At 56.1% G+C, this 9,361-nt stretch carries 7 protein-coding genes; 5 read left to right on the top strand and 2 right to left on the bottom strand.

Features of this window, described 5'->3' with window-relative positions:
• Positions 1 to 389: response regulator (locus IT781_RS20895; RefSeq protein WP_194972109.1), on the top strand; the 389-nt coding region annotated here is incomplete at its 5' end.
• A 65-nt stretch (positions 390 to 454) separates the two neighbouring features.
• Here the strand turns inward: IT781_RS20895 and IT781_RS20890 are convergent.
• Complete coding sequence (locus tag IT781_RS20890) at positions 455 to 1,741, bottom strand: hemolysin family protein (protein WP_194972108.1); 1,287 nt, start codon at positions 1,739 to 1,741, stop codon at positions 455 to 457.
• Between the two features lie 143 nt (positions 1,742 to 1,884).
• On the opposite strand from IT781_RS20890, the gene IT781_RS20885 reads away from it, so the two are divergent.
• The 4 genes from IT781_RS20885 (at position 1,885) to pntB (ending at position 8,485) form a co-directional block, all read left to right on the top strand.
• Complete coding sequence (locus IT781_RS20885) at positions 1,885 to 2,910, top strand: zinc-dependent alcohol dehydrogenase family protein (RefSeq protein WP_194972107.1); 1,026 nt, start codon at positions 1,885 to 1,887, stop codon at positions 2,908 to 2,910.
• Between the two features lie 146 nt (positions 2,911 to 3,056).
• Positions 3,057 to 5,312: a copper-translocating P-type ATPase gene (locus tag IT781_RS20880; RefSeq protein WP_255528739.1), complete on the top strand. Its 2,256-nt coding sequence runs from the start codon at positions 3,057 to 3,059 to the stop codon at positions 5,310 to 5,312.
• 202 nt (positions 5,313 to 5,514) lie between these two features.
• Complete coding sequence (locus IT781_RS20875; protein ID WP_194972106.1) at positions 5,515 to 7,080, top strand: Re/Si-specific NAD(P)(+) transhydrogenase subunit alpha; 1,566 nt, start codon at positions 5,515 to 5,517, stop codon at positions 7,078 to 7,080.
• A 10-nt stretch (positions 7,081 to 7,090) separates the two neighbouring features.
• The gene (gene pntB / locus IT781_RS20870) at positions 7,091 to 8,485 is read left to right on the top strand and encodes a Re/Si-specific NAD(P)(+) transhydrogenase subunit beta (protein ID WP_194972105.1); all 1,395 of its coding nucleotides are present in this window, start codon (positions 7,091 to 7,093) and stop codon (positions 8,483 to 8,485) included.
• 270 nt (positions 8,486 to 8,755) lie between these two features.
• On the opposite strand, the gene IT781_RS20865 is transcribed toward pntB, so the two are convergent.
• Positions 8,756 to 9,187 (bottom strand): hypothetical protein, encoded by a 432-nt coding sequence (locus tag IT781_RS20865; protein ID WP_194972104.1) that lies wholly within the window; start codon positions 9,185 to 9,187, stop codon positions 8,756 to 8,758.
• Positions 9,188 to 9,361: the final 174 nt, after the last annotated feature.

Below are 9,361 nucleotides of genomic sequence, written 5' to 3'. Positions count from 1 at the left end.
ATGAAGGCCCGCTCCGCATTCTGGTAGTCGACGACAACCGCGATGCCGCCCAGAGTCTGTCTGTGCTGCTGACCAGTGAAGGGCACGAGGTATTGCTGGCCTATGACGGCTACACGGCATTGGAAATTGCACAGGCTGAACAACCGCAGGTCGCGCTACTCGACATCGGCCTGCCCGGCATGGATGGCTACGCGGTGGCACGGGCGCTCAGGCAAGATCCCGCCCTGAAAATGACGCAGCTGATCGCATTGAGCGGCTACGGACGGGAAGTGGATCGTGAAACGGCGAGAACTGCCGGTTTCAACGGTTATCTGACCAAGCCAATCGATTTTGACGAACTGCTGTGCACCTTGTCCCGGCAGTCCGGCGCTATAAGCATTAATCCGTAATGATCTTCAATCCTTGAAGATCATTACGGACTCCTATTTTTGACAAAAAGGCAATCGAAACCGGCCTATTGATTTAAGGAACTGATCAAAATCTTGTCGATCCGCGTTCCGTCGATGTCCACCACTTCAAAACGCCAGCCATCGTACTCGAAATTGTCCGCCACGTGCGGAACTCTTTCCAGATGGAACAGAATGAATCCACCGATAGTATTGTAGACATTGTCAGTCTCGCCCGGGAATTCGGTGTCCATATCAAGCACCGACTTCAACTTCGCTATCGATACGCCGCCGTCAATGAGCCATGAACCGTCATCCCGCTGGACGACATCAGGTTCGAGCTCGGACTCCTCAGTGGGAAAATCGCCGACGATGGCCGTCAAGACGTCGCTGAGCGCCACAAGGCCCTCCATTTCGCCGTATTCATCGACAATCAAGGCAAAATCGGCATGCTCTTCCCGAAAAAGCTCCAGAAGATGCGTAAGCGTTATGGAATCGGGAACGTAGAGCGCCGGACGCACTGTTTTCTCAATATCAAACACGCCCTCCATCATCGACTTCAATAAATCGCCGCGGTGCAGAATGCCCAGTACGTTTTCCAGGCCATCCCGGCAAACCACTAAGCGCGTACACCGGCAATCGGCGATTTTCCGCTTAATCTCATCCTCCGGAGCCGCCAGATCGACAGCGATAATCTCTTTACGCGGCGTCATAATCGCTCCGACGCGCAGTTCGTCCAATCTCAGCACATTGGCAACCAGCCTTTCTTCACTGGCATGGAAAACGCCGGCTTCAGAGCCCATTTCCATCAACAGTTTGATTTCTTCATTGGTGACTGAAGCCTCTCGAGGACGGTGAGCGCCTACGATTCGAAGCAACAGGTTTCCGGAAGACGACAGCAGCCAGACCAATGGGCTGGCAATTTTGGCCAAACCTCTCATCGGTCGGGCGATGACAACCGCGATGTTTTCCGGGTGCAGTAAAGCCAATCTTTTGGGGAAAAGTTCACCGATCACCACGGAAAAATAAGTGATTAAAACCACTGTCATTGTCAGGGCAATGCCTTCGGCGTAAGGCGCGAGCGCCGGAATTTTCAAAAGCTGTTCATGAATAGGCGTTTTCAGCGCATCTTCACCCAAGGCGCCGCTCAAAATGCCGACGGATGTAATGCCTACCTGAATGGTAGACAGAAAATGAGAGGGCTCTTCATGCAGTTTCAGCGCCGCATTGGCGCCTGGCCGCCGCTCGGAAGCCAACTTCTGCAGGCGGGCTTTTCTGGAAGAAACAACCGACATTTCCGACATTGCGAAAACGCCATTGATAAGAATCAAAATAAGGATTAGACCAATGTCCATTATATAGGCCGCTCTTACCGTTACCGGCGCGGCGGAGTAGTTAAATTGACTGGATAATACCACATAATCTAATGTTAATGGTGGAACTGCCGGGAAAATAACCTTTCGAATCAAATAACTAAATAATTTATAAAGGCAATTTCATGAAAGCGATGCTATTAAGACAGCTCTGCGATTTAAAAGACAATCAGGCGCCGCTTGAATGGATAGAACTTCCCGTTCCCGAGCCCGGCGACAGAGAAATTCTGCTCAAGGTTTCTGCCTGCGGTGTTTGCCACACCGAACTCGATGAGATCGAAGGCAGAACACCGCCGCCGCATTTGCCTATCATCCCGGGGCATCAGGTCGTGGGCCGCGTTGAAGCAATTGGCAACAAGGTCAAGCGCATCAAAGAGGGCGACCGGGTCGGTGCCGCCTGGATCTTTTCCGCTTGCGGGACATGCAAGTTCTGCTTGAGCGGTCATGAGAATCTGTGCCCGGTCTTCGAGGCCACCGGCCGCGATGCCAATGGCGGCTATGCGCAATACATGACCGTGAGCGAGAATTTCGCTTATCGGATTCCCGAAGCTTTTTCCGACCTGCAGGCCGCCCCTTTGCTGTGCGCCGGCGCTATCGGTTACCGGTCCTTACAACTGACAGGAATCAAAGACGGACAGCGTTTGGGCCTGACCGGATTTGGCGCGTCCGGCCATCTGGTCCTGAAAATGGCGAAGCACCGTTATCCGAATACCGAGGTGTTCGTGTTTGCCAGAAGCGCCGAAGAACGCGCGTTCGCACTGGAACTGGGGGCCGTGTGGGCCGGCGAAACTGTTGATCGGGCGCCCAGAAAGCTGGACAGCATCATTGACACGACACCGGCCTGGCAGCCCGTCGTGGAAGCATTGGCAAACCTGGAGCCGGGCGGACGGCTCGTGATAAACGCAATCCGCAAGGAAGACGACAAGCAGAGCTTGCTGCAACTGGATTATCCGCAGCATCTCTGGCAGGAAAAAGAAATCAAGAGTGTCGCCAACATTACCCGAACCGATGTACAGGAATTCCTGAGCCTGGCCGCTGAAATAAACTTGAATCCCGAGATTCAGGTCTTTACCCTAGAACAGGCAAACGAAGCCCTGGTCGAGCTGAAAACGGGAAGAATCCGCGGCGCCAAAGTCCTGAAAATCGATTGATAACTTTTATAAGCTGCCGTAGGGTACGCATTGCGTACCTTTACCAAAGTCGCAATGAATCGGCAAACGCCGAAAATGGTATGCGATGCATACCCAGAGCTTAAATTTTCAATTGTAAAACTTTAACTCACGATAAGGACACAGTCATGCCAAGAGTCGACAGCAGCATAGCGACAACCACTTACACCTGTCCCATGCATCCCGAAGTGCAGTCGGCCCATCCAGGAAGTTGCCCGAAGTGCGGCATGGCGCTTGAGCCTGTCGAAACGCCCCACCCTGTCTCCCGGACGGAGTGGGTTTGCCCGATGCACCCCGAGATCGTCCGCAACGAGCCGGGAAACTGCCCGATCTGCGGCATGGCGCTTGAGCCCAGGACCATTGAGGCCGAGCAGGCTGAGCGCAATCCCGAACTGACGGACATGAGCCGCCGGTTCTGGTTTGCCGCCGTGCTGACCGTGCCGCTGGTCCTTGTCGCCATGGGCGATATGCTGCCTGGGCGGCCTGTCTCGCAGCTATTCTCGCCGCGCGCCCACATGCTTGTCGAGCTCGCGCTGGCGACGCCAGTCTGTCTATGGTCGGCATGGCCTTTTTACGTCCGCGCCATGCAATCGGTGAAGAACCGCAGCCTCAATATGTTTACGCTGATCGGGCTCGGCGTGAGCGTGGCCTATTTGTACAGTCTGATCGCGGCACTGTTTCCCGACATTTTTCCCGCTTCGTTTCGGGAAAACGGCAAGGTTGGCGTCTACTTCGAAGCCTCTGCCGTGATCGTGACCCTTATCCTGCTCGGCCAGGTCATCGAACTGCGCGCCCGCAGCCGGACGAGCCAGGCCGTCAAGCAACTGCTCGGCATGCAGGCCAAAACGGCGCGCCGTCTGAGCGACGACGGCACCGAGATCGATGTACCGCTGGATGCGGTGCAGCTCGGCGACAGGCTGCGCGTGCGGCCGGGCGAAAAAATACCCGTGGACGGCGTCGTGCTGGAAGGCGCCAGCTCAGTAGATGAGTCGATGGTCACCGGCGAGCCGATCCCGGCCGAAAAGCACGAAGGCGACCGCGTTATCGGTTCGACCATCAACGGCACCGGCAGTCTGGTCATGCGTGCCGAGAAAGTCGGCAAGGAAACGCTGCTGTCGCGTATCGTGGCGATGGTGGCCGAAGCGCAGCGCACCCGCGCGCCGATTCAGAAGCTGGCCGACATTATCGCCGGTTATTTCGTTCCCATCGTAGTGGTTATCGCGATTGTCACGTTTATCGCCTGGTCTCTTGCCGGCCCCGAGCCGCGCATGGCTTACGCGCTCATCAACGCCATCGCCGTGCTGATCATTGCCTGCCCATGCGCCCTGGGCCTGGCGACGCCCATGTCCATCATGGTGGCGACAGGCAAAGGCGCCAGTGCCGGCATACTGTTCAGGAACGCCGAGGCGATTGAGTTGATGCGCAAGATTGACACGCTGGTCGTGGATAAGACCGGGACGCTGACCGAGGGAAAACCTAAGCTCGTCAGTGTTACGGCTGCCGACGGTGTTCAGGAAAACGATCTCCTGCGTTTTGCCGCAGGCATCGAACGCGGCAGCGAGCATCCGCTGGCCGAGGCCATAGTCAAAGGCGCTGAGCTGCGAGGGATTGAGCCGGCTCGCGCCGAAGATTTCGAATCCGTCACCGGACTGGGCGTCAAGGGCCGTGTCGATGGCCGGGAAGTTGCGCTTGGCAACCGCGTACTGATGGACAGCCTGGGCATTGATCCGGGCCAGCTGGCAGTCCAAGCGGAAGAACTGCGCAGCGACGGCCAGACCGTCATGTTTGTCTCGGTCGACGGCAAGCCGGCAGGACTCGTCGGCGTGACCGACCCGATCAAGGACAGCACGCCCGAAGCTATCCGGGCCCTGCACAGCGAACACATCCGCATCGTCATGCTCACGGGCGACAGCCGGACCACCGCCCAGGCCGTCGCAAGAAAGCTGGGCATTGATGAGGTTATGGCCGAAATTCTGCCCGACCAGAAAGCCGACATAATCAAGCGCCTGCAAGGCGAAGGCCGCATTGTAGCGATGGCCGGCGACGGCATCAACGATGCGCCGGCGCTGGCTCAGGCGCAGGTCGGCATCGCGATGGGCACGGGCACGGACGTTGCCATGGAGAGCGCCGGCATCACACTCGTGAAAGGCGACCTGCGCGGCATAGCCCGTGCCTGGCGATTAAGCCGGCATACGATGGCCAACATCAAACAGAACCTGTTCTTTGCTTTTATTTATAACTTTGCCGGCATTCCGATCGCCGCCGGCGTCCTGTATCCGTTCTTCGGCCTGCTGCTCAGCCCGATGATTGCCGCAGCCGCCATGAGTTTCAGCTCAGTATCCGTTATCGGCAACGCCCTCAGGTTGCGCAGCGTGAAATTGTAAAAAGCCCTTACCCGTCTGCTGCAATTGCAAATCATGCGATCGCGGGCGCATGATTCCGGAAGCTGGCAGCCGATAATGGGCGTTGTATTTTTTATTGAAAAACCGGTCTTAATCTCCTATGCTCAGCAGTAAGGTTTCGATTGTTATTCAAAATCTTGCTATTCAATTACTCCTAAATAACTCAAACAACAAAGGGGACTGTATGAAGATCGGTATACCCAGAGAGATCCATGAAGGTGAAAAACGTGTAGCTACAACGCCTGAAGCCGCTGAAAAAATCATTAAGATGGGCTTCGAAGTCAGTGTGGAAAGCGGCGCCGGCGCCGGCGCCGATATTTCTGATGAGGCTTATAAAGAAGTCGGTGTCCAAATCGTCAAATCGGCCAAGACGCTATGGAATGACTCCGACATCATCATGAAAGTCAGGCCGCCAGAGAGCCATCCAGAACTGGCCATTGATGAAGTTGAGCTGCTACCTGAAGGCGGGCATCTGATCAGCTTCATCTGGCCGGCGCAAAACGAAGACTTGATGCAAAAACTGGCCGCCAAAGGCGCGACCGTGCTGGCTATGGACAGCGTGCCGCGCATATCCAGAGCGCAAAAACTCGATGCGCTCAGTTCCATGGCCAATATCGCCGGCTATAGGGCCGTCATTGAGGCCGCACAGCATTTCGGCCGATTTTTTACCGGCCAGATTACCGCGGCCGGCAAAATTCCGCCCGCCAAGGTACTGGTAATCGGCGCCGGCGTCGCAGGCCTTGCCGCTATCGGCGCGGCCAAGAGCATGGGTGCGATTGTCAGGGCTTTCGACACGCGGCCTGAAGTCAAGGAACAGATTGAAAGCATGGACGCCGAGTTCCTGATGCTGGATTTCAAGGAAGAAGGTTCCGGAGCCGGCGGTTATGCCAAAACTATGTCCAAAGAGTTCATTGAAGCCGAGATGGCGCTGTTTGCGCGCCAGGCCATGGAAGTCGATATCATCATCACCACCGCCCTGATTCCCGGCAAGCCCGCGCCCGAGCTGATTACTCAAGGTATGGTCGAATCGATGAAGCCGGGCAGCGTCATCGTCGATCTGGCGGCCGAGCAAGGCGGCAACTGTGCCCTGACCGAAAAAGATAAAGTCGTGGTCAGGCACGGCGTCACGATTATCGGCTATTCCAATCTGCCCAGCCGTCTGGCCAACCAGTCCAGCCAGCTGTACGCCACCAATCTCAGGCATTTATTGACGGAGTTGTGCCCCGAAAAGAACGGGGTGCTCGACGTCAACATGGACGATGAAGTGATACGCGGCGCAACGGTCGTCAAGGAAGGCAAGATAACCTGGCCGCCACCGCCGCCCACCTTATCGGCCGCCCCGCCTCCGCAAACAGAAGCCCCCGCCTACCCCGCCGTCCAGGCACAAGAAAAAAAACACGCCATCCCCGATGGCATCAAGCCCTTTATACCGCTGGTTATCGGCGGACTCGCTTTGTTTGGCATCGGTGCGGTCGCGCCGGCTTCTTTCATGGCGCACTTTACCGTCTTCGTGCTGGCCTGTTTCATCGGCTATCAGGTGATCTGGAACGTGACGCCGGCGCTGCATACGCCACTGATGAGCGTCACTAATGCCATCAGCGGCATCATCGTGATCGGCGCCTTGGTGCAGATTTCGGCGCCGGGAAAAATCGCCATGATTCTGGCCGGCCTGGCCATACTCATCGCATCCATCAATATTGCCGGCGGCTTTTTAGTCACGCGCCGCATGCTTGAAATGTTCAGAAAATAAGGGGAAGAAGATGTCTCAAAGCTTAATTACGATGTCTTATCTGGCCGCCACGATTCTGTTCATTTTGAGTCTGAGCGGCTTAAGCCACCAGGAAACCGCCCGGCGCGGCAATTACTACGGCATGATCGGCATGGCCATCGCCATCATCGCTACCACTTTAACGCTAAACGGTACGGTTAACGCCTACGTCGTTTTGATCCTGGCTTTGCTGATCGGCGGCGCGATCGGCGCTGTGGCGGCCTTGAAGGTTGAAATGACGCAAATGCCCGAACTGGTCGCCATCATGCACAGCCTGGTCGGCATGGCCGCGGTACTGGTCGGTTACGCCAACTTCATGGAAACCGGCTCCCCGCTCGTGGGTGCTGAAAAAACGATCCATGAGCTGGAAATTTACATCGGCATTTTAATCGGCGCCGTTACCTTCTCGGGTTCGGTGATCGCCTTCGGCAAGCTCAGCGGCAAAATCAACGGCAAGCCACTCCTGATACCGTTAAGGCACTGGTTGAATCTGGGCCTGCTGATTTTCGTCATCGGTTTGGGCCAGGTCTTTCTGGAGCAGACCGAAACCGGCGGCGGCCTCTACCCGCTGTTAATCATGACTTTCATCGCGCTGATTTTCGGCGTGCACATGGTCATGGCCATCGGCGGGGCTGACATGCCTGTCGTCGTATCGATGCTGAACAGCTACTCCGGATGGGCCGCCGCAGCCACGGGATTCATGCTCAGCAACGATTTACTGATCGTGACCGGCGCCCTGGTCGGCAGCAGCGGCGCTATCCTCAGTTACATCATGTGCCGCGCCATGAACCGCAATTTCATCAGCGTCATCGCCGGCGGTTTCGGTACCGGCACGGGCGAGGCGGCGGCCGTTGAAGGCGAGGTCTACCCTATCGATGCCGAAGAAACCGCGCAATTGCTGCTGGCGGCCAAGAACATCATGATCATCCCCGGCTACGGCATGGCGGTGGCGCAGGCCCAGCACACGGTCAATGAAATCACCAAACTATTAAGGGAAAAAGGCAAGAAAGTCCGCTTCGGCATCCATCCGGTGGCAGGACGCATGCCCGGGCACATGAACGTATTGCTGGCCGAGGCCAAAGTGCCTTACGACATCGTGTATGAAATGGATGAAATCAACGAGGATTTCCCCAACGTCGACGTCACTATCGTGATCGGCGCCAACGATATCGTCAACCCGTCGGCGCTCGATGACCCAAACAGCCCGATCGCCGGCATGCCGGTGCTGGAATGCTGGAAAGGTGGCGCCACGGTCGCACTCAAGCGCAGCATGGCATCGGGCTACGCCGGCGTCGGTAATCCTCTGTTCGTGCTGGAAAACACACGCATGCTGTTCGGCGATGCCAATGAGACGATGCAGGCGGTGTTGAAGGCGTTGCAGGGGTGATCGAAGCATAAGGCTCAGGGTGAAAACGGTATTGCTTGAGCCTTATTTCCCACATTCCGACTGTTATTCTATTCTTAAGCAATGAGCCTGGAATAAATCAGAAAATGGCAGGTGCGAATTCATTCGCACTGTGCGGATACCAACAGTAGGCGCTTCGCCTAGAGCGCCTACTGTTGGTAGACGAATCCGCACCTGCACCGGGAAATGCTTTCGGCCGGTTCGACAACCGTCAGCCTACAAGCCGGCGAAGACGTGATCGCAGCAGCATCGTTACTCTGCGGACAGGTACATTGCCCCGATATCAAATGCTTCCTCGACCGGGCCAAAAAAGCCTCCAGAACGGAACATGCACAGTTCATAGCGCTCATTGCTGTACGTATAGAAAGCCAGCCCCCACGCATCTTCATCGCCAAAATACCGCAGCCGGCAAAGATGAACCGGCGTATTCCTCATGCGATCCATGAACTCCTCACGAGTCTCGCCGGTAATATTTAGCAGTTCGGGGGATGGCTCAGTAGGCTCTACGTAAGCATCGATATAACAGAAAACGCCTCTGTAGCGAATATTCAGGCGCGAGTACCGTCCGCCATACTGCGCCTCGGCATATCGGGTAATTCGCTCGGTGATTCGGCTGCGGACCGGCGGGGGAATTTTTACACCTCCGGCATCAGGTGTATGCATCCAGGCTTTTTTAGCGTTCATATGGTGCCTCCTTGAGATTAGACGGGTTGATACAAAAGTAAAGCAGCGCGGGGTCAAGCAAAATCTGTATAGCATAGGAGGCGCATTGCCCACGATTGATGCGCTTAGTACCTCAGCGTATATATGGACTCCTCCGTTTTGCAAGCTTTTTCTCTTCGATCGCAACGATCAGTG

The organism is Methylobacter sp. BlB1, assembly GCF_015476545.1.
GTDB lineage: Bacteria > Pseudomonadota > Gammaproteobacteria > Methylococcales > Methylomonadaceae > Methylobacter.
This window is presented reverse-complemented; position numbering and strand designations above follow the sequence as displayed.